Annotated in this window: 23 protein-coding genes and 1 pseudogene; 13 read left to right on the top strand and 11 right to left on the bottom strand. The window is 62.1% G+C overall.

Translation table 11 applies throughout. The features are described from left to right. Positions 1–180: 180 nt before the first annotated feature. The 4 genes from FAY22_RS16105 to FAY22_RS22020 all read right to left on the bottom strand — a co-directional run bounded on the left by FAY22_RS16105 (position 181) and on the right by FAY22_RS22020 (position 2,813). A complete protein-coding gene (locus FAY22_RS16105) occupies positions 181–924 on the bottom strand; it encodes a hypothetical protein (protein ID WP_146331152.1) in 744 nt (247 codons plus the stop codon). Between the two features lie 456 nt (positions 925–1,380). Continuing rightward, complete coding sequence (locus FAY22_RS16110; protein ID WP_146331153.1) at positions 1,381–1,833, bottom strand: hypothetical protein; 453 nt, start codon at positions 1,831–1,833, stop codon at positions 1,381–1,383. A gap of 341 nt (positions 1,834–2,174) precedes the next feature. Beyond that, complete coding sequence (locus FAY22_RS16115; protein WP_146331154.1) at positions 2,175–2,534, bottom strand: DUF488 domain-containing protein; 360 nt, start codon at positions 2,532–2,534, stop codon at positions 2,175–2,177. 129 nt (positions 2,535–2,663) lie between these two features. Then, on the bottom strand, positions 2,664–2,813 hold the full coding sequence (locus FAY22_RS22020) for a hypothetical protein (protein WP_168204856.1): 150 nt from the start codon (positions 2,811–2,813) through the stop codon (positions 2,664–2,666). Positions 2,814–2,893: 80 nt separating this feature from the next. Here FAY22_RS22020 and FAY22_RS16120 point away from each other — a divergent pair, with 80 nt between their 5' ends. After that, the gene (locus tag FAY22_RS16120) at positions 2,894–3,424 is read left to right on the top strand and encodes a hypothetical protein (RefSeq protein ID WP_146331155.1); all 531 of its coding nucleotides are present in this window, start codon (positions 2,894–2,896) and stop codon (positions 3,422–3,424) included. Here the strand turns inward: FAY22_RS16120 and FAY22_RS16125 are convergent. From FAY22_RS16125 to FAY22_RS16135, 3 genes are all read right to left on the bottom strand, one after another. Further along, positions 3,411–3,704 (bottom strand): hypothetical protein, encoded by a 294-nt coding sequence (locus FAY22_RS16125; RefSeq protein ID WP_146331156.1) that lies wholly within the window; start codon positions 3,702–3,704, stop codon positions 3,411–3,413. The genes FAY22_RS16120 and FAY22_RS16125 overlap by 14 nt on opposite strands. A 22-nt stretch (positions 3,705–3,726) precedes the next feature. Next, on the bottom strand, positions 3,727–4,530 hold the full coding sequence (locus FAY22_RS16130; protein ID WP_146331157.1) for a shikimate dehydrogenase: 804 nt from the start codon (positions 4,528–4,530) through the stop codon (positions 3,727–3,729). 77 nt (positions 4,531–4,607) lie between these two features. Then, positions 4,608–6,827 carry a molybdopterin-dependent oxidoreductase gene (locus FAY22_RS16135; protein ID WP_146331158.1) on the bottom strand — a complete coding sequence of 740 codons (2,220 nt, stop codon included), beginning with the start codon at positions 6,825–6,827 and terminating at the stop codon, positions 4,608–4,610. A gap of 165 nt (positions 6,828–6,992) precedes the next feature. Here FAY22_RS16135 and FAY22_RS16140 point away from each other — a divergent pair, with 165 nt between their 5' ends. Further along, positions 6,993–7,181 carry a hypothetical protein gene (locus FAY22_RS16140; RefSeq protein WP_146331159.1) on the top strand — a complete coding sequence of 63 codons (189 nt, stop codon included), beginning with the start codon at positions 6,993–6,995 and terminating at the stop codon, positions 7,179–7,181. A gap of 105 nt (positions 7,182–7,286) precedes the next feature. Continuing rightward, positions 7,287–7,577: a GNAT family N-acetyltransferase gene (locus FAY22_RS16145; protein ID WP_146331160.1), complete on the top strand. Its 291-nt coding sequence runs from the start codon at positions 7,287–7,289 to the stop codon at positions 7,575–7,577. An 85-nt stretch (positions 7,578–7,662) separates the two neighbouring features. Here FAY22_RS16145 and FAY22_RS16150 read toward each other — a convergent pair whose 3' ends face one another. Beyond that, positions 7,663–8,088: an OsmC family protein gene (locus FAY22_RS16150; RefSeq protein WP_146331161.1), complete on the bottom strand. Its 426-nt coding sequence runs from the start codon at positions 8,086–8,088 to the stop codon at positions 7,663–7,665. A 267-nt stretch (positions 8,089–8,355) separates the two neighbouring features. On the opposite strand from FAY22_RS16150, the gene FAY22_RS16155 reads away from it, so the two are divergent. Further along, positions 8,356–10,386, top strand: coding sequence for an NADPH-dependent 2,4-dienoyl-CoA reductase (locus FAY22_RS16155; RefSeq protein ID WP_146331162.1), 2,031 nt, complete (start codon positions 8,356–8,358; stop codon positions 10,384–10,386). Between the two features lie 45 nt (positions 10,387–10,431). Here FAY22_RS16155 and FAY22_RS16160 read toward each other — a convergent pair whose 3' ends face one another. Continuing rightward, positions 10,432–10,626, bottom strand: a complete 195-nt coding sequence (locus FAY22_RS16160) for an oxidoreductase-like domain-containing protein (RefSeq protein WP_246860536.1) — start codon at positions 10,624–10,626, stop codon at positions 10,432–10,434. Positions 10,627–10,728: 102 nt separating this feature from the next. On the opposite strand from FAY22_RS16160, the gene otnI reads away from it, so the two are divergent. Genes otnI through FAY22_RS16175 form a run of 3 tightly spaced genes read left to right on the top strand, consistent with a single transcriptional unit; the run spans position 10,729 to position 12,515 of the window. Then, positions 10,729–11,502, top strand: coding sequence for a 2-oxo-tetronate isomerase (gene otnI / locus FAY22_RS16165; RefSeq protein WP_146331163.1), 774 nt, complete (start codon positions 10,729–10,731; stop codon positions 11,500–11,502). 29 nt (positions 11,503–11,531) lie between these two features. After that, positions 11,532–11,834 carry a YciI-like protein gene (locus FAY22_RS16170; protein ID WP_146331164.1) on the top strand — a complete coding sequence of 101 codons (303 nt, stop codon included), beginning with the start codon at positions 11,532–11,534 and terminating at the stop codon, positions 11,832–11,834. Between the two features lie 27 nt (positions 11,835–11,861). Continuing rightward, positions 11,862–12,515: a glutathione S-transferase family protein gene (locus FAY22_RS16175; protein ID WP_146331165.1), complete on the top strand. Its 654-nt coding sequence runs from the start codon at positions 11,862–11,864 to the stop codon at positions 12,513–12,515. A gap of 20 nt (positions 12,516–12,535) precedes the next feature. On the opposite strand, the gene FAY22_RS16180 is transcribed toward FAY22_RS16175, so the two are convergent. After that, positions 12,536–13,471: a MerR family transcriptional regulator gene (locus FAY22_RS16180; RefSeq protein WP_146331166.1), complete on the bottom strand. Its 936-nt coding sequence runs from the start codon at positions 13,469–13,471 to the stop codon at positions 12,536–12,538. Between the two features lie 219 nt (positions 13,472–13,690). On the opposite strand from FAY22_RS16180, the gene FAY22_RS16185 reads away from it, so the two are divergent. The 5 genes from FAY22_RS16185 to FAY22_RS16205 all read left to right on the top strand — a co-directional run bounded on the left by FAY22_RS16185 (position 13,691) and on the right by FAY22_RS16205 (position 18,364). Further along, a complete protein-coding gene (locus FAY22_RS16185; RefSeq protein ID WP_246860537.1) occupies positions 13,691–13,975 on the top strand; it encodes a DUF378 domain-containing protein in 285 nt (94 codons plus the stop codon). Between the two features lie 249 nt (positions 13,976–14,224). Continuing rightward, positions 14,225–15,205, top strand: a complete 981-nt coding sequence (locus FAY22_RS16190; RefSeq protein WP_246860538.1) for a fasciclin domain-containing protein — start codon at positions 14,225–14,227, stop codon at positions 15,203–15,205. Positions 15,206–15,713: 508 nt separating this feature from the next. Further along, positions 15,714–16,964: an HD-GYP domain-containing protein gene (locus FAY22_RS16195; protein WP_146331167.1), complete on the top strand. Its 1,251-nt coding sequence runs from the start codon at positions 15,714–15,716 to the stop codon at positions 16,962–16,964. A gap of 360 nt (positions 16,965–17,324) precedes the next feature. Next, on the top strand, positions 17,325–17,882 hold the full coding sequence (locus FAY22_RS16200) for a DUF305 domain-containing protein (protein WP_146331168.1): 558 nt from the start codon (positions 17,325–17,327) through the stop codon (positions 17,880–17,882). Positions 17,883–18,178: 296 nt separating this feature from the next. Continuing rightward, complete coding sequence (locus tag FAY22_RS16205) at positions 18,179–18,364, top strand: hypothetical protein (protein ID WP_371417302.1); 186 nt, start codon at positions 18,179–18,181, stop codon at positions 18,362–18,364. On the opposite strand, the pseudogene FAY22_RS22410 reads toward FAY22_RS16205, so the two are convergent. Next, a pseudogene (locus tag FAY22_RS22410) lies at positions 18,354–18,509 on the bottom strand (MarR family transcriptional regulator); the annotation flags it as partial. The gene FAY22_RS16205 and the pseudogene FAY22_RS22410 sit on opposite strands and share 11 nt — an antisense overlap. A 242-nt stretch (positions 18,510–18,751) precedes the next feature. On the opposite strand from FAY22_RS22410, the gene FAY22_RS16215 reads away from it, so the two are divergent. Beyond that, on the top strand, positions 18,752–19,075 hold the full coding sequence (locus FAY22_RS16215; protein WP_146331169.1) for a cytochrome c5 family protein: 324 nt from the start codon (positions 18,752–18,754) through the stop codon (positions 19,073–19,075). Positions 19,076–19,397 lie beyond the last annotated feature (322 nt).

Consider the following 19,397-nt stretch of genomic DNA (forward strand, 5'->3'; position numbering starts at 1 on the left):
TCTCGGTAGTCTCCCACATGAATTCGAATGACAGGTAGCTGGTGCCGAGCAGTCATTTCTGGACGGCACACACCCGCTTCAGTACGCCCCGGACCGGAAGTGCGCCGCTCCAGAAAGCAGACGATCGTCGCCGCATTGATTCGCACGCTGGCATGCTGGCGTTGAACAGGAAGTTAATCTTTATGGCATTTTCTGCAGGTGGCGAAACATCGTCGCCACATTGAATTCATTACCTTTTTCACGCCTGCGGTACTCGACCAGGTCGCCCTTACGAAACTTCGTTCCAGAAAAATCAAAATTCGTCTTGACGACAAAGATGTCCCATTCCTCAAAATCATTGGGGGCGTCAGTTCTGCCTACTCGCATGCGGCCATCCCGGATAAGGGACCATGCCTCCCCCTTGGCCTGGGCTTCCATTTTCTTCAATTTCTCGAAGGTGGGGCAGGCAGCATCCCCGACGGCTTGATCGAGTGCCATTCTGCCGTTTGGGCCATAGAAAATTCCCTCGCATCTGATTGGAGGAAGGCCCGCTCGGGACTCCCATAATGGGGATTTCGGGCCGTACCGGTATCGTTGAGATGCTTCAGGAAACAGCCAGGCTCCTGTGACGTCGGCAGTTTTCGCCGGCCGCAACTCTGGCCGATCGGGCGAGAAAGGACATGGGAACTTGGTGTAAATTACCTTCGAAATGGTGTCTTCCGTAGCCTTGTCCCTGAGGTTGAGGTCGACGCCTTTCAAGCTTTTCATCACCGTGGCGCGGATCGCTGCATGCGACTCATTTTGCGATAGGCAAAGGAATTTTCCGCTTTGTTTCTCAAACAAGCCGGCGATCACTTTGTCAACCACATCGACATTACGTTCTTGAGCAAACGAAAGAGTGGTTGCCCAGAACAGCGATATTGCAATAACGAATCTGGAGAGCATAGATCCCCCTATCGTTGAAGGAAAAATTAACGGCTGTGTCCGCTGGTGCACTCGCGCGTCGGAGTGGAACTACGCGTTAGACCACACCCTTTACATTCATTCGCGATCATAAATTTTGTATGCCAACTCGCCAGTCGCTATCGCGGCCAGAATTGCCGCTTCTCCTTCCATGTTCGAAAGAGCCACATATTCTTAGTCCGCCCCGCTTTCGCTCAGCGGGCAATCACCCATTCCCAAGGTATGTGGGGTCAGACTCGATTAATCATTAAATCGAGTCTGACCCCACATATTTTTTTCCTTGGCATTCGTCTTGCGGCAAGCAAGTAGTGAGAAAACAGGGGCAGGTCTTGCAATCACACGTATGTCGGGTTGCAAGACCTGCCCCTGTTCTCGCTGTGTTTCTGACAGCCCCGGCGGAATGATTCATTGGGCTGTTTTACTTAAACCTATTACGCCCTATTTCGTCTCTCTCGGGATATAGACATCGCAGCTCGGCGATATCTCGCACTGTTCCATCAGGCTCTTTACTGCAGAACGGTAGGTCTCCAACTCGTAGTTGGCGAGTTCCACAGCGCTGAACTTCTTGTCGGTGCCATTGATGTTTGTGTTGGCAAACCTATTCATAGGGAATTGGCCGGAATTCTTAGGGACGACTCCTGCAATTGCATACGCCGAATAGCCACCGTTAGTAAAACTCATGATGTTGGAGTGAACAAAGATTTGATATTTAGTTGCAGGAAATTTCGCGATGAATTTATCCGTAACAATATCGGCTATCACAGAAGCGCACCTCTGGAGATTGTCGTTCTTATACGAACAGGCGACGTTGAAATCCCCTGCATATGCAATCTGCGTGGCTAACAGCGAGGCTACTGCCACGGTAACGCACGGTGCGAATTTAGCGATCAATTTAAGTTTCCTTTCTGGGTTGCTTCGACGGTTAAACAATCCGGGACTTGCGAGTCATATCCGCCCAAGCCGAGGCGGCAGATAAGCGTGGTGGACTGAACCGCCATTGTCTGCGGTGGTCATAGGAATTGTAATTCGGAAACGTTTCTTTTTAACAAGAACGTAGAAGGCTATTCTGGTCGCTATGCGTTGGGCGCTGTCGTTACTGTCATGGCGGCTGCCTTTAGCGTGTTGGCTTCGTGCAGATAGCCCAAGCTAAACCGCTTCATGAAAGCGATCGTTTGAAGAACGGGAATGGCGTCATGCCGTGCGACGACGGGACCATGACGCATGTCTGGCGGCTAGCCGTGCTTTTTCACATGTTCGAGGTAGGCCTTGAGCACGACCGCATCGTTGTGCTCCGTATCCTTCGCGCTGTAGACGAGCGTGATGACGCCCTTGCGTGCCAGCGCGAGCAGTTGCGCGACGGGCTCGGGATTCTGCGCGAGTTCGGCGCGGTAACGCTCCCGGAACTCGTCCCATTTTTGCGGATCGTGCCCGAACCACTTGCGCAGCGCCGCGCTGGGCGCGACTTCCTTGAGCCAGAGATCGATGTGCGCCTCGGCCTTGGCGACGCCCCTCGGCCACAGGCGGTCCACGAGAATCCGCGTGCCGTCGCCGGGTGCGGGCGCATCATAGGCGCGCTTGAGGTGAATGGTCATGGCGTGTTCGCACCTTCCGGGGAAGTGTCCATCGGCGCAGGACGGTGATGGATGATTGTAAGCCCGAAGCCGGCACGATGTGCGCTGTGTGCGCCGAGTGCGCTGGCCCGTGCGGGTTTTGCATTGCAGTCATTCGACAGCATCGATCCCTTGCGCGAGTTCCCCGAGGAATTCGATGTAGCGCAATACTATGAATGCATTCTTGCGATAGCGGGATTTCTTGCCGATCGAACCCTGTCCAATCGACGACCGCATATTGCGCGCGGCCGCAATCCCCACGCACCTTTCCCGATTCGCCAAGCCAGGGAGCTCATAGCGACGTTAGAGCGCAGACATGATTCTTCACCGATGGAGATATTATGGGATGGCTACAACAATGCTATAAGAAGTCGCCTTACCGACTGCCGGCCGCACTGCTCGCCGGCAGCCTGCTCGCCCCGCTGTTCATTTACGCGCCGGCGGTCGCCGCACCGGCCCACGCATGGCAAGACGTATTTCACCGCATGACCGACCCGGAGCTGTCGCAGGTGTCGGCGCAGGGTTTCATCATGCCGCAGGTGGCGTCGGATCGCCTGTTCGACCACGAGTCCAAGTTTGCGGCGGGCGGCAACGCCGTGTCGATGCTCGGCGATCTGGCGACCCTGCTCAATCCGCCGTTATCCCCCCTGCTGGCGGTGCTGGACATGCAGATCAGGTTCACCAGCATGATCTTCAACCCGACCACTCCCGGCGTTATCAGCGATACCAATGGCGTGACGGTGATCCGCATTCCGCACGAGAACGTCAACCGCAGCACGACGATACGGGACTCGACCGGCGCCACCGTCGGGACCGTGGACATACGCGACCTCGACCGCGGCGGCACGGTCATCGTCGTCAAGCGTCACTGAGCGAGTGACGGACCGGCAGCCGGTGCCGGTCGATCCAATAGCCCCACAGCACCAGCAGCCATTGCGCCTGCGCGACCCAGGCCAGGGCGCCGACGCTGGGCGGCGGCGGGCCGACGGCGTCGGATGCCTGGATCGCTACCAGAAACGCCGCCAGCGCCCACAACGCCCATTTTCCAATCGCATCCGCCGCCCTCGTGGCGCGCAGGTACAGCAGCAGGCCGGCGGCGAACAGGAGTTCGCGCAGCGCTTCGTGCACTTGCTGGCGCAACGCTGACGTCACCGCAATCGCTGCTGTCCTCGCCTCACTCGACGCCCATAAACTCCAGCATCATGTCCATCTGCGCCGCCAGCATCGGCGCTCCGCTCTGGATCGCGCAGCCGTGGCCCTTCGCCGTTTCCAGCAGCCGGGTCATCTCCGGCGCGATCACGCAGTCGGCCACGACCGCCGAGCGGGACACGACCGCTTCCGGGATCGGCAGCGGATCGTTCGCATCCATGCCCAACGACGTGCCGTTGATCGCCAGGTCGAACTCGCCCTCGGCCGCTATGCCGGACTGCACCTCTACCTGCGGGAAGACGTGACGGATACGCGAGGCAAGGGAGATCGCCTTGGCTGCGGTGCGGTTGACGATGCGCAGCGAGGCGCAGCCGTACTTGGCGAGAGCAAACGCGATCGCCGAGGCGGCGCCGCCGGCGCCGACCAGCAGGCAGGACGCGCCTTCGATGCGGTGCCCGCTGCGCTTCAGGCCGCCGACGAATCCTTCGCCATCGAGGACGGTGCCGGTCAGCCTGCCGTCGTCCGATTTTCGGATGACATTTACCGCGTCGACCTGTTGCGCTTGCGGCGTGATTTCATCGAGCAGCGGCACGATATGGACCTTGTGCGGCATCGATACGATCGCGCCGGCGAAGTCGCGGATCTGGCGCAAGCCGGCCAGAACATCGGCCAGCGCCGCATACGACACTTGCATCGGCAACAGCGCGAACGGCCCGAACGGCTCGCGCCGGTGCAGCAAGCCATTCGCCAGCCCGGGAGAGCGCGCCTGCGCCGCCGGGTCGGCGATCAGCGCGAGGACTTTTGTCCCGCCAAGAATTCGTTCTGGCATCGGGGATTCCTTGTTGTTGTATATCCCATTGATCGCTAATCAACGATTGGTTCCCGGCGGCGGGACAATTTCCAGCGTCAGTTGATCGCTTGCATCTCCACTGGAATGCCGCTGAGCACGGCATTGCCCGACAAGGGATCGCGCAGGGTTTCGTCCAGCAACACGTTCAGGTTGGCGCCCGGCCGCTCGGCGGCCAGCGTCATGCGCGTTCCCGGCTTGTCGTGTCCCCAGCCATGCGGCAGGCTCACCACGCCCGGCATCATTTCATCGCTGAGCTGCACCTGCACCTCCAGCGTCCGTCCGCCGCCGGCAAGGCGCGCCATGCCGCCTTCCTGCAATCCGAGCCGCTGCGCATCGTCCGGATGGACCAGCGCCGTGCAGCGGAACGGCCCCTTGGCAAGGACAGGCAGGTTGTGCATCCAGCTATTGCACGAGCGCACCTGCCGGCGGCCGACGACAACTAGTCCCGGCGCCGGTTGCGCCAGGGCTACCGCCACCCGCTGCAAGTCGTCCAGCAGCATGGCCGGCGCCAGCTCGATCTTGCCCGACACGGTGCGCAAAGCTTCCGGAATGCGCGGCTGCAAGGGACCGAGGTCGATGCCGCCGGGAGCCGCCTTCAGCTTCGCCAGGTTGAGACCGTCCGGCTTTTGCCCGAACAGGTCGCCGTACGGCCCCAGCCGCAGCGCATAGTCGAGCTGTCGTTCCGGCCCCTTCAGGTGCGCCAGCGCCGCCAGGATCGCGCCGGCATGCTCGCCCGCGGTGCGCCGCACATCCTCGGCGAACAGGGCGTCATCCAGCGCCAGCACATCCGCTTCTGCGCCCAGCCCTTGCGCGATGGCGGCCAGGCGCAAAAGAATTTGCCACTCGGGCGGCTGGCCCGGCGCACGCGCCAGCACCGCCCTGCTGTAGCGCGCATGGTTACGGTAAGAAAACTGCGGAAAGGCCGTGTCGTAGTGCGCATCCTCCAGCGGCGACGAGCCGGGCAGGATCACGTCGGCGTGGCGCGTCGTTTCGTTGAGATAGATGTCGACGCTGACCATGAAGTCGAGCGCATCAAGCGCGGCGGCGAGGCGCTCGCCGTTGGGCGCCGACAGCACCGGATTGCCGGCAACCGAAATGAGCGCCCTTACCTGCCCGGCGCCGGGCGTTTCGATTTCTTCGGCCAGGCAACCCATCGGCAATTCCCCCAGCACTTCCGGCGCGCCCGACACGCGGCTCTTGCGCCGTCCGGTGACGATGCCGCGCCCGCTGCCGGGCTTGCCCACGGTGTTGGCGGCAAATGCCGCCGCCTTGGGAAACATCGCGCCGCCTTCGCGGTCGAGATTGCCGGTCAAGACATTGAGCGCGTCGACCAGCCAGCTGCACAGCGTGCCGTATTCCTGAGTGCAGGTGCCGATGCGGCCGTACACCGCCGCCCGCGGCGCGGCGGCCAGCTCGCGCGCCAGCCGGCGGATGGTGGCCGCCTCGAAGCCGCAGCGCGGCGCCACGCGTTCCGGCGCGAACGCCTGCACCGCGTCGCGCAACGCATCGAGCCCGTTCACATGTTCCGCGAGCCGCCCCGGGCGCACCAGCCGTTCGTCGAACAGCGCATGCACCAGCCCGAGCAGCAGGAACACGTCGGCGCCGGGGCGGATGAAATGGTGTTCGTCAGCCACCGCCGCCGTTTCGCTGCGGCGCGGATCGATCACCACGAGGCGCCCGCCGCGCGCGCGCATGGCCTTGGCCTTGCCGCGGAAATCCGGCACCGTCCACAGGCTGCCGTTGGACACCATCGGGTTGGCGCCGAGCACGAGCAAGTAATCGCAGCGCTCGATGTCCGGCACCGGAATGCTCAGCCAGTGGCCGAACATCAGGCCGGCCGACAGCTGCTTGGGCATCTGGTCGAGCGTCGATGCCGTAAAGATGTTGCGCGTGCCGAGCGCCTTCGCCAGGCGCGGCACGTAATTGATCAGGCCGATCTTGTGCACCGCCGGGTTGCCGACCACCAGCGCGGCGGCGTCGCTGCCATGTTCCCGCACGATGGGCGGCAGGCGGCGCGCGATTTCGGCGAACGCCTCGTCCCAGCTCGCCTCGACGAAGCGGCCGTCGCGCTTGATCAACGGCGTGCGCAGGCGATCCGGGTCCTCGTGCAAGTCTTTCAGCGCCGCGCCCTTGGGGCAGATATAGCCGCGGCTGAACACATCGGCGTCGTGGCCGCGAATGCTGACGACCTTGTTGTCGCTGATTTTCAGTTCCAGCCCGCAGCAGGCTTCGCACAGCGGGCAGATGCGGTAGGCGGTGGTTTCGGTGCTTTGCATGTAACGTCTCCTCGGAATTTTTATCTTGTGCTTGCCATGTTATCCGAAGGAAGACCAGGAACCATTACCTGGCAGGTGATTGACTTGCCATAGCTCAGAGCCGGCCGCGGCGTACGGCGTAAGGTGTACCGGTCGGACCGATGCCATCCCTGCAAGGAGAACGCCATGCCCACGAAACAGGCTGAAGACAAATGCGCGCTGCCGAGTTGCCCCTGCGCCGTCCCCGCCGGCCAGCGCTATTGCTCGGAAGAATGCAAACGCGCGCATGCGAATCCGGAAGAGCAAAGCGAGCAATGCCCCTGCGAACATGCGGAATGCAGCTCGGCCGGGCCGAGCGGCGGCGTGACCGTGTGAAGCGGATTGTGTGAGCGGGCGCCGGCGCGCCGGCATCCGGCCGGGTCACGCATTCATCGCTACAATAACGGGTTCCCATCCCGCCAACCCCGCTCCGGAAAAAATATGAATCGCGCCACGCTCCAGAACAATACCGACAAGCAGCGCTACGAACTGGTCGACGCCGGCCAGGTCGTCGCGTTCGCCGACTACCGCCAGGAGAACGACGCCGTCGTCCTGATCCACACCGAAGTCAGCCCCGAACACGGCGGCAAAGGCTATGGCTCGGCCCTGGCCAGGCAGGCGCTGGACGACATCCGGACCCGGCAAAAGAAAGTGGTCCCGGTGTGCGAATTCATGGCCGGCTACATTGGCAAGCATCCGGAATACGGCGATCTGCTCAAGTCCGCCGACTGAGCGCATTCACGCCTGAAAACGGAAAATGCGGGGAGGAAGCGGCAGGGCCGCCGCCTTCTGCGATCCGTCGTCGCCCGGCGGCAGCCTAGCTTTCCAGCTTGGCGTCGAGCGTGATCTGCGCATTAAGGAGCTTGGACACCGGGCAGCCCGTTTTCGCCTTGTCGACCGCCGCATCGAACGCCTGACGGTCTGCGCCAGGAATTTTCGCAGCCAGAGCCAGATGAATCGCCGTAATCGAAAATCCATCGTCTTTCTTCTCCAAAGTCACTGCCGCTTCCGTACTCAGGCGCTCCGCCACCATGCCCGCCTCGCCCAGCTGCGCCGATAGCGCCATGGTGAAGCAGCCGGCGTGCGCCGCCGCGATCAATTCCTCCGGGTTGGTTCCCGGCTCGTCCTCGAAGCGCATGCGAAAGCCATACGGCGTATCCTTGAGCACGCCGCTCTGGCTGGAGAGGCTGCCCTTGCCATCCTTGAGGCCGCCGGTCCAGACGGCCGATGCTGTGCGTTTCATCGTGATTCCTCCTGTGCGCTGTCAGCGCGGATATTTTCCGGTCCGGAGATCGCTCATCTCTCGAACGTGATTAGACCAAGCCCTGGCCAAACATTGCGGCGGCGACGGCGAAAACACGCGCATGTCTGTGGCCGATCAAACCGAGTCGGATGACATGCATGATTGATAACGTTTAGTGGATAGCCACTACTGAACCAAATGCAACATCCGGTAGACTGGATCGACTCAGGCGCCGTGCGCCGCCCATCACCGACCACACGGAGACCCATGACTACCCAGACCTACCCGCGCCTGCTCGCACCGCTCGATCTCGGTTTCACCACCCTGAAGAACCGCGTCATCATGGGCTCGATGCACACCGGCCTGGAAGACCGTTTCTACAATTACCCGAAGCTGGCGGCCTATTTCCGCGAGCGTGCCAAAGGCGGCGTCGGCCTGATCGTCACCGGCGGCATCTCGCCCAATCGCCAGGGCTGGCTGTTGCCGCTCGGCGGCACGGTGAGCAATATTTTCGATACCTTCAATCATCGCCTCGTCACCGATGCGGTGCACCAGGAAGGCGGCAAGATCGTCATGCAGATCCTGCACGCCGGCCGCTACGGCTACCAGCCGTTCGTTGTCTCGGCCTCAGCGGTCAAGTCGCCGATCTCCAAGTTCAAGCCGAAGGAACTCGACGAAGCCGGCATCGAGCAAACCATCCGCGACTACGCGCGCTGCGCCAAGCTGGCCAAGCAGGCCGGCTACGACGGCATCGAGATCATGGGCAGCGAAGGCTACCTGCTCAACCAGTTCCTGTGCGCGCGCACCAACCAGCGCACCGACCGCTGGGGCGGGACCATCGAAAACCGCATGCGCCTGCCGGTGGAAATCGTCAGGCGCGTGCGCAAAACTGTCGGCGAGAAATTCATCATCATGTACCGCCATTCGCTGCTGGACCTGGTCGAGGGCGGCAATACCTGGGACGACGTGGTGGCGGTCGCCAGGGCGCTGGAACAGGCGGGAGTAAACATCATCAACACCGGCATCGGCTGGCACGAAGCGCGCGTGCCGACCATCGTCACCTCGGTGCCGCGCGCCGCGTTCCGCAGCCTGGCCGGACGCCTGCGCCGCGAGATCTCGATCCCGGTGGTGGCATCGAACCGCATCAACATGCCAGCCGAAGCAGAAGACATCATCGCTTCCGGCGACGCCGACATGGTATCGATGGCGCGCCCCTTCCTGGCCGACCCGGAATTCGTGAACAAGGCCGCCGCCGGCCGCGCCGACGAGATCAACACGTGCATCTCCTGCAACCAGGCCTGCCTGGACCACACCTTCTCCAACAAGCGCGCCTCCTGCCTGGTCAATCCGCGCGCCGGCCATGAAACCGAACTGGTGTACGTCAAGGCCGCGCAGCGCCGCCGCATCGCGGTCGTCGGCGCGGGCCCGGCCGGCCTGTCGGCGGCGACCGTCGCCGCCGAACGCGGCCACCGCGTCACGCTGTTCGAGGCCAGCGATCGCATCGGCGGGCAATTCAATTTCGCCATGCGCGTCCCCGGCAAGGAAGAATTCGCCGAGACGCTGCGCTATTTCAAGCGGCGCCTGGAAGTCACCGGCGTCGAACTGGTGCTGGGCAAGAAGGTCACGCGCGACGAACTGCTGCAGCAGGGCTTCGATGAAGTGATCGTCGCCACCGGCATCGTGCCGCGCACGCCGAAGATCGACGGCGTCGACCATCCGAAAGTGCTGTCGTACCTGGATGTCCTGCAGCGCAATGCGCCGGTCGGCAAACGCGTGGCGGTGATCGGCGCCGGCGGCATCGGCTTCGATATCAGCGAATTCCTGCTGCACGACCCGCACGTGCCGCTGCCGGTGCCGTTGAATCACTGGCTGGGCGAATGGGGCGTGGACCTGAATGCGACGACCGGCGGCGGGCTGGTCGAGCCGACGCCGGAACGGCCGGTGCGCGAGGTGTATCTCTTGCAGCGCAAGGTCGGCAAGCTGGGTGCGGGCCTGGGCAAGACTTCCGGCTGGGTGCACCGCGCCACGCTGCAGCGCAAGGGCGTCAAGATGATCGGCGGCGTGGAATACCGCAAGATCGACGACGCCGGCCTGCATGTCACGGTCAACGGCGAGCCGCGCCTGCTGGAAGTCGACAACGTGGTGATCTGCGCGGGGCAGGAATCGCTGACCGAGCTCATGCCCAAGGAACAGGGCAGCGGGCCGCGCTTCCACCTGATCGGCGGCGCGGCGCTGGCCGCGGAACTGGATGCCAAGCGCGCCATCCGCGAAGGGGCGGAGCTGGCGGCGAAGCTGTAGTCCACAGCGGTCTTGCGCGCGCCGCGCGTCGGCTGCAAATACCCTCTAAGCGCCGGCGGCGGCCTTGCCGCCGGCATGCCGCGCCTCCCACGCCTGCAACTCGGCGCGGTATCTCTCCATCTCCTGCGCATACCAATCAAAGATGCAGGGATCGCACCCGCTGCGGCAGCATTCGTCATCGCCGGGCATTTCCGGCGGCATCGGACGCGGGTCTTCGTCAATCGGCAAAATATCAGCCATGGCAAAATGAAACGTTTCAATCCGTACGTTTGCGGGCCATCCCGCAAAAAAGCAAGAGTACATCAGTAACGGAAACCACGTTCAACAGCAAAGGAAAACGCCGTGCCGAAATTCGCCGCCAACCTGACGATGATGTTCAACGAAGTGCCCTTCCTGCAGCGCTTCGCGGCCGCCGCACAAGCCGGATTCGAGGCGGTCGAGTTCCTCTTCCCCTACGACCATGCGCCCGAGGAAATCGCTGCGCAACTGCAGGCGCACCGGCTGCAAAACGTGCTGTTCAACATGCCGCCGGGCGACTGGGCGGCGGGCGAGCGCGGGCTGGCTTCGCTGCCCGGCCGCCAGGCCGAGTTCCGCGCCGGAGTCGCCACCGCGCTCGCCTATGCGCAGGCGCTCGGCACGCCGCGCCTGCACGCGATGGCCGGCCTGCTGCCGCCCGATGCCGACGCCGCGCAGCACCTCGCCACCTTCATCGACAACCTGCGCCATGCCTGCGCCGAAGCGGCGAAGTTCGGCATCACGGTCCTGATCGAGCCGATCAACCGGCGCGACATGCCGGGCTATTTCCTCAACACCCAGGCCGACGCACACGCGATCCGCGAAGCAGTGGGCGCCGCCAACCTGAAGGTGCAGATGGATCTCTACCATGTGCAGATCGTCGAGGGCGATATCGCGATGAAGCTGCGGCGCTACCTGCCGCATGTCGGCCATATCCAGATCGCCGGCGTGCCCGAGCGGCACGAGCCCGACACCGGCGAAGTCAATTACCGCTATCTGTTCCGCCTGCTCGACGAACTCGGCTACGATGGCTGGCTCGGCTGCGAATACCGCCCGGCCAAGGGTACGCTTGAAGGGCTGGGCTGGATGAAGAATCTTTAATCCCTGTTATTGGTTGAAAGGAGACTGCGATGCACTATCTGCTTTGCTACGACTGCGCCCCGGATTACCTCGAGCGGCGCGCGCAATTCCGCGACGAGCATCTGGCACTCGCGTGGCAGGCCCAGGCGCGCGGCGAACTGGTGCTGGCCGGTGCGCTGTCGGACAACTTCGACGGCGCGGTGCTGCTGTTCCAGGGCGATTCGCCGGCCGCCGCCGAAGCTTTTGCCGCTGCCGATCCCTACGTGAAGCACGGCCTGATCACCGCCTGGCGCGTGCGCCCGTGGACCACGGTCGTGGGAGAAGCCGCCGCCAGCCCGGTGCGCCCCGGCTGATCGATCCATTCGCTTTCAGGAGACCTCATGCAACTCATCGGCATGCTCGATTCCCCCTATGTCCGCCGCGTGGCGGTGTCGCTGCAATTGCTCGGCATCCCTTTCGAACACCGCTCGATTTCGGTATTCCGCACCTTCGACCAGTTCCGGCAAATCAACCCGGTGGTCAAGGCACCGACCCTGGTGTGCGACGACGGCACCGTGCTGATGGATTCCACGCTGATCCTCGACTATGCGGAAGCGCTGGCCGCGCCGCGCAAGTCGCTCATGCCGCGCCATCCGGACGAGCGCCGGCATGCGTTGCGCGTCATCGGCCTGGCGTTGGCGGCCTGCGAAAAGAGCGTGCAGATCGTGTACGAGCACAACCTGCGGCCTGCCGAAAAGCTGCATGAGCCGTGGCTGCAACGGGTGCAGGGTCAGCTGATGGCGGCCTATGAGGCGCTGGAAGCGGAGCTGCGCGCCCGTCCGCTGGCGGCAACGAGCACGGAGATCGACCAGGCTGGCATCAGCACGGCTGTGGCCTGGCATTTCACGCGGAAAATGCTGCCCGATGCGCTCGACGCAGCGTCCTTCCCGGCGCTGCAGGCATTCTCCGAACAGGCGGAACAGTTGCCGGAATTTCGCGCCGCGCCCTACGGCGACAGCACCATGGAGCGCGCCGCTTCCGGCGGTCAGGGCTGAGGCGGCCCCAGGCGCGAACGTCAGGTTCCCGCCAGGCGGCCTCTGCGCCATTGCGTCAGCGCTCCCGGGGCTTCATGCAGTTCCAGAACCCGGACGTTGGCCGGCGGCCGGCGCGCGAGGACCGCGCAGCGCCCGCCGGTCCAGATTTCCACTGCCGGCGGCAATGCCGCGCGCAGGTCGGCCAGCGCCTGCAACACGTGCGCTGGCCTGGCGGCAGCCGAAAACGACAGCGCCACGATATCGGCGGCCTGCGCCTTCGCCGCCTGCACGATTTCCGAGACGGGCGTTTGCACGCCCAATGAGATGCAGCGGGCGCCTTCGAGCGCGAATATCGCTTCGGACATCAGCAGGCCGATCCCGTGCAACTCCTGCGGAATGGTGGTCAGCAGGATACGGGGACGGACCGCCGCGCCATCGGCTGCCGGGATCGCGCCAATCGCGTTACGCATGACGAACTGCACCGTCTCGGTGTAAAGATGTTCCTCGAAGACGGCCAGCTGCCCACCGGCCCAGTAGTCGCCGACCATCACGGTCAGCGGAGCGAGCACCTCGACAACAAAACGGAACATCCCCATCCGCAGCAGGCATTGCGTCAATTCCCGCTGCATTTCCTGCGTCCGGTGCGCCTTGCACAGCGCGATATAGTGCAGCAGGTCTTCGCGCTCGTCGCGCAAGCCGCTCTCCTCGCTCTCCTTGGGGCGCTGCTGCGCCATCGCGCGCAGCGTGCCGATATCGGCGGCGACCAGCCGGCCGGGCCGATGGCCGAGGTCCATCAGCTTTTTGATCATGCGCAGCTTGTCGACCTGCTCGGGCAGGTACAGCCGCTCGCCGAGCGCATCGCGCTGCGGCAAGGGAAAGTTGTACCTGCGCTCCCACATGCGCAAGGTGTCTTTCGACAGTCCCGTTTCCCGTTCTACGGCACTGATGTTCAAGGCGTCAGGCGAGGGTATCGGCATTTCTTTTCACTCAGCTTCGTTCGGTTTCCGAAGTGTATGATCGCGTTTCTCCTCATGCATTATAGGTCGACTTTGTCCATGACAAAATGCGCAGTTTTGTCGAACGTTCGCGCTTAATTGCGGTCAGTGTCTTTACCTGCGCAGCGGCAAACCGGCGCTTCTTTCTATTCTGGGCGCAATAGCGGTGCGCAGTCTTTGCAACGGCACAAGGAGGCAATCATGGCAAGCACAGTAGACACCCACATTCCGGAACGGCGGCGCATGCCGGACCGGCGCATCGCATCGCATCCGGCCCGGGCGAACCGTCTCGGCGCGGCGGACTGGATCGCGCTGACGCTGCTCGTCGTCGGCGGCATCAATTGGGGATTGGTCGGACTGTTCGGCACCGATCTGGTAGCGGCGCTGTTCGGCGACATGAGCGCACTGTCGCGCGCGGTCTATACGCTGGTCGGGTTCAGCGCGTTATACGCGCTCTACAGCGCCAGCAAGCTATCCCGTTCCTGAAGCGGGAAAGATAGAGAAATGCCCGGCGCATTTGCGCCGGGCATTTCTTTTTTGTGTCGCGCTCCGGTTGCGCAGACGGCATCGCCACAGGTAATTTCCTGCCTCCTACAATCCACATTTGTCATGGACAAACTGATTTCTCATTTGAGAAATATCAAATAGCGCTGTACCCCGCTTCCTATGCTTCAGTGACTGGCGGCCGCCTCCACTCCGCCCTGAACAGGCCGCCACTTTTGCAAGGAGATTGCCATGAAACTCGTGAAGCTTTTCTGCATCTTTATGGCCGCCACCCTGATGTCCGCCTGCGGCGGCAGCGAGGACAATGTGACGGCTGCCACGCCGGCGGCGACCAGCGCGCCGGCCGCCGGCGCTTCCCCCACGCTCGACAAGGTCGCTGGCGCGAACGGATTCACCGCCCTGCTGGCAGCCGCAGCCAAGGCCGACCTCGCAAGCGCCTTGGCCGATCCCAATGCCAGCCTGACGGTGTTCGCGCCGACCGACGACGCATTCGGCAGGCTCGCGACCAGCCTCGGCTTTGCCAGCGCCGCCGCCATGGTCGATGCGCTGCCTGCAGCCACCCTTAAGAGCATCCTGTCTTACCACGTGCTTCCGGCTGCCAGGAACGCGGCCGCGCTACGCGCCGCGCAGCCGGCCCAGCCGACGCTGTATGAATTCGACGGCGCGCCGGCCGCCGTTACGGTCGGCAGCGGCCCCTCGGGCGTGACGCTCACGGACGCCGCGCTGACGGCGGCGAATGTGACGGCAACGGATGTCGCAGCGGGCAACGGCGTGATCCACGTGATCGACAAGGTACTGGTGCCGCCTGGAGTGCTGAACATCGTGCAGATGGCGCGGGTCAATCCGCAGCTGTCGTCGCTGGCCGGCGCCGTCGTCAGCGCCAACCTGCAGGACACCCTTTCCGGTCCGGGTCCGTTCACGGTGTTTGCGCCGACCAACGCGGCCTTCTCCGCCGCGCCGACCGGCCTGACGCCGCAGCAACTGGCTACCGTGCTGACCTATCACGCGCTCGGCCGGCAAGTCCTCGCGTCGCAAATCCCGTTTGGCGCGCCGATCCAGACGCTCGCGTCGCAGGCAATCGTGATCAACGCGGGCACGCCGCCCACCATCAGCGACACGACCGGCACGCCGGCGAAGATCGTCGCCACCGATGTACGGGCGAGCAATGGCGTGGTGCACGTGATCGACAAGGTGCTAATCCCGGCCCTGTAATCTTCGGCCTGCTCGACGAGCGCTGCCCTGGCGGCAGGCTCGGCTGCCCATACCGCCCGGCGCGAAGTTCGCACGGGCAGAGCGCTCGAATGGCGGCAGTAGGAGTTTCCCGAGCGCCCCACGCAATGCTTTTTTCACTCATCCGCAGGAAACCGCAAGCGCCTGATCGGTATGCGCGATTCCTGTCGTGTCCGCTGCGTCTCGGTATCGCTGCAATTGCCTGGAATCCGGTGTGAGCGCTGCGTGAACTCAATGTTTTGTGCCGCCTCTGCGTTCATGCAGGAAAGCATCACGCGAAGATGGCATGCAGCCTCACGCACGCTTTGCTGCATTCCTGCTCCACGCAATAAAACTGCTCACTGGAATTCTGCGCAGTGGCGGCCGAGCACGCCGAATTCAAGGCGATACGTCGTGCTCAAAAGCCATCGTGCAGCATGCCGCCGGATCGCCGGATCGCCGGATTGCCGCGCTCAGCGTTATCATGCTATCCACACGCGCCGGAACAAGCATGAATGCATTCAACAAGCGCACCGCCGTCCGGATCGCCATCGTCAGCATGCTGCTGGCGGCCGTGGCCAGCCCGCTGGCCTGGATCGTCGCGCAGAAAACCGCGGAGGAAGACACGGTGTCGCTGGCGCTGGAGGAATCGGGCCGGCTCCTGCATCATTTCGGCGCCGTCGAACTGGGCGGCCCGGATGCCGGCGCACGCGCTAGCCAGGCTGCCGCCACCTTGGCCGGCGGCCTGTTCGACATTGCCGAAATCTACAACCGGCGCGGCGACAAGCTGGCGCTGTCGATGACCGCCGAAGGCCTGGCGGTCGAGGCGCAGCTTCCGCAGCACGTACGCCCCGATTACGGCGCCCCCTCTTACCAGAGCCTGAAGCTGAATGACGGCCGCTGGGTGCTGCGCGTTTTCGTGCCGCTGCGCAAATCCGGCGGCGGCGAGGTCACCGGGTATTTTGAGGGCGTGCGGGTCATCCCGGCATGGCAGCGCGATCAGATGCTGGCCAATGCGCTGCGCGCCGCGCTGATGGTCAGCCTCGCGTCGCTGCTGTGCGGCGCGGCCATCTATCCGGTCGTGGTGCACCTGTCGGCCGACAATGCGCGCAAGGCGCGCGAAATCCTCGATTCGCACATTTCGATGATGGAGGCGCTCGGCCGCGCCATCGCCAAGCGCGACTCCGAAACCGGCGCGCACAACTTCCGGGTCGCGTGGATTGCCGCGCGCATCGCCGAACGCTTCGGCTTGCCGGACCAGTCGATGCAGTCCCTGATCGTGGGCAGCTTTCTGCACGACATAGGCAAGATCAGCATTCCCGATGCAATCCTGCGCAAGCCCGGCGGACTCGACGCCGCAGAACTCGAACGCATGCACACGCATGTGACGCAGGGCGAGGAAATCGTCGGCGGCATCGGCTGGCTCGACGATGCGCGGGCAGTCGTCTCCTCCCATCATGAAAAATGGGATGGTACCGGCTATCCGCGCGGACTGGCGGGCGACGCCATCCCGCTGGCCGCGCGCATATTCGCCGTCGCGGACGTGTTCGACGCGCTCTGCTCACGGCGCCCCTACAAGGAACCGATGACGTTTGAGGTGGCCATGTCGATCCTGGAAAAGGATACCGGGACCCATTTCGATCCGGCCATCATGGCGGCATTCCGCCCGATTGCGCGCGACGTGTTCAATTGCCTGGAGCGGTGCAGCGAGGAAGATGCGCGGCGCCTGCTGGAAGAGCGCGTGCGTCGGTATTTCGGTTAGGCGGGAGGGGGGACGTCGAGTAATAAAGTCTGTCGGATTTTTTAAAGTCCGTCGCAAATGGGCTGCAATCGCTAAAGTCTGTCGATGCATTGTGCGATGGTCTCGCCATCCCGACTTTCGAATGCAAAGTGGTCGGCGCCTCAAGCGCCCGCTTGGCTGCGTAAAGCAGGCATCGACGTTGCGCCTTAGAAGCGCAACAACCGGCCAGAAGGAGACGCCCATCGACGTAGAAGTACCGTTGCATGATGGACCAAAACCATACTGAATAGCCAAAGATTGCTGCGTAGTATTCACGTTAATGTTTTGGAACTATTGCTGGCTCAATTCCTCTGAGGTGAAGAACTCACATTAGGAGCGATGATGGATCAGCAAGAACATGATATGGGCATGAGCTGGGGTAAATTTGCAGCGATGATCGTAACCTCGGTCGTCATCATGTTCTTCTTGATGTACCAGTTAATCTATTCACTTGATCACGCAACGTTCAGTATGAATCGGCTGGTTGCATCATTAGTGATGGGATGTGTCATGACCATTGTGATGCTGAGTTTCATGTGGTCGATGTACAAAGGAAATCTAATCAAAATCGTTGTTCTCATCGTGGCTGCGGTTGTCGGCATCACCCTTCTTTCCATGAACAGAAGCCAAACGCTAATTAGTGACGTAGGCTTCATGAAGTCCATGATTCCCCATCACTCAATAGCTATTAACAACGCACGGAAGGCGAGCATTAGTGACCCCCGCGTTCGTAAGTTGGCGGACGGAATAATCGAATCTCAGGTCCGAGAGATAGCTGAGATGAAACTGCTCCTTGATGACATTGCGCGCAATGGTGAACGAGGAAAGACAACGCTTCCCGCCCGCTCCACCGAAATAAGCCCAGAAATGGAGCGCAAGATTAAGGAAGATGTGCAGTAAAGGGGGAATGGCTATCATTATTTCCCGCTTTCTCCGTATTGAAAGATTCCTACTGGCCTAAGGAGATGTCCGCTTTGGGTCGTTCTCGCTGCCCCGCAGCCGAGGACCGGCCGGCTGGAACCAGACGCAGACTGGTCATCACGGGAAGCACATCCAGGCAGCGAGCAGATGTACCATGGAAGAGTGTTCAGACGTCGGCATACCATACAGAGGAACCCAGACAACTGCTTAACTGGGTATCCAATAAGTCAGGCCGCTCACGCGTTTCCAACCATCAATCCTAAAGATGAAGCTTCATGGCCAAGTACCTGATCTCTTTCCCCAGCGCGGCGATGGTAGTACCCGATGGCGAGTGGGACGCGGTAAGCCGCGACGCGCACGCCGTGATCCATGAAGCTAAGGCCGCTGGCGTCTACGTCTTTAGCGGCGGCATCGACGAAGACGTTCCGCCAGCTCGCCGACCCTGGCTCAGTCGCGGCTAGGGAAGCCGCGCACATGTAGCATCAACAGGTACTGCAATGGCGTGAGGCCCTCTGCTTTCGTTGCACTTTCACTTAAGCGCAAAAAGCGACGCAACTGATAGCGAAATTCCGATAGAGATCGGACTTTATTTTTGCCGGACGAGATGGCGTTGTTTTCTTCATATCCGTATTGATAAAAACATTGCTTACACGCATATCATGCTGTGATATGATTTTCCACTTTGCAATGTCAAAGTGCTCGCTGCTAGATCGAACGGAAACAAGTCGAATATGGATAGCATAGCGTCCTGGCTGCGCGGATGGGGCACAGGACCATCCGTCGCATTGACCATTCCATGCCATTTTTTTGCAGTCAATTTTTTAACCATGTAGCAAAGGAAAAGAAACATGAACGCATCGAAGTTCCTGCCATTGATGACGGCCGCAATCCTAGGAGCCGCCTCCGCCGCATCGGCCTCCGCCGCCGATCTCGCGCTGGGCGAGAAAATTTTCACAGCCAACTGCGCCTCTTGCCACGGCACTGGTGTGCTCGGCGCACCGAAATTCGGTGACAAGGCCGCATGGGCACCGCGCATCAAGCAAGGCAAGGACACGCTGTACACCCACGCACTTGGTGGCTACAAGATGATGCCACCCAAGGGCGGCAACGCTGCGCTCAAGGACAACGAAGTCAAGGCGGCAATCGATTACATGGTCAGCAAGGCGAGCTAACGCCACGGCATTCCGGGTGGGCTTCATGCAGCCGCCCGGCGCCGATTTGAAGGAAAGAAATGAACATCGCCGGCAGAGGCAAGTTGTTGTAATGGACGTGGTTGTTATTGTCGCTGCTGTCAGTTGACTGTGCGCGCCACCACACGGTGCATCACATTCAGGGCCACGTGCTCAGTACGCAGGTCCGCCATCGTTAAACGATCGCTTTTGGGAAACATCTACTTCCGCTTTGGGTCGATTGCTGCTATTCAACGGTTTGCCCAGCATGTCCGGTTACCGAAGTATTCCTGTCACAGCGACGACAACCGTTCTGGAGAGCGTG

The sequence above is a fragment of the Noviherbaspirillum sp. UKPF54 genome, assembly GCF_007874125.1.
Taxonomy (GTDB): domain Bacteria; phylum Pseudomonadota; class Gammaproteobacteria; order Burkholderiales; family Burkholderiaceae_D; genus Noviherbaspirillum.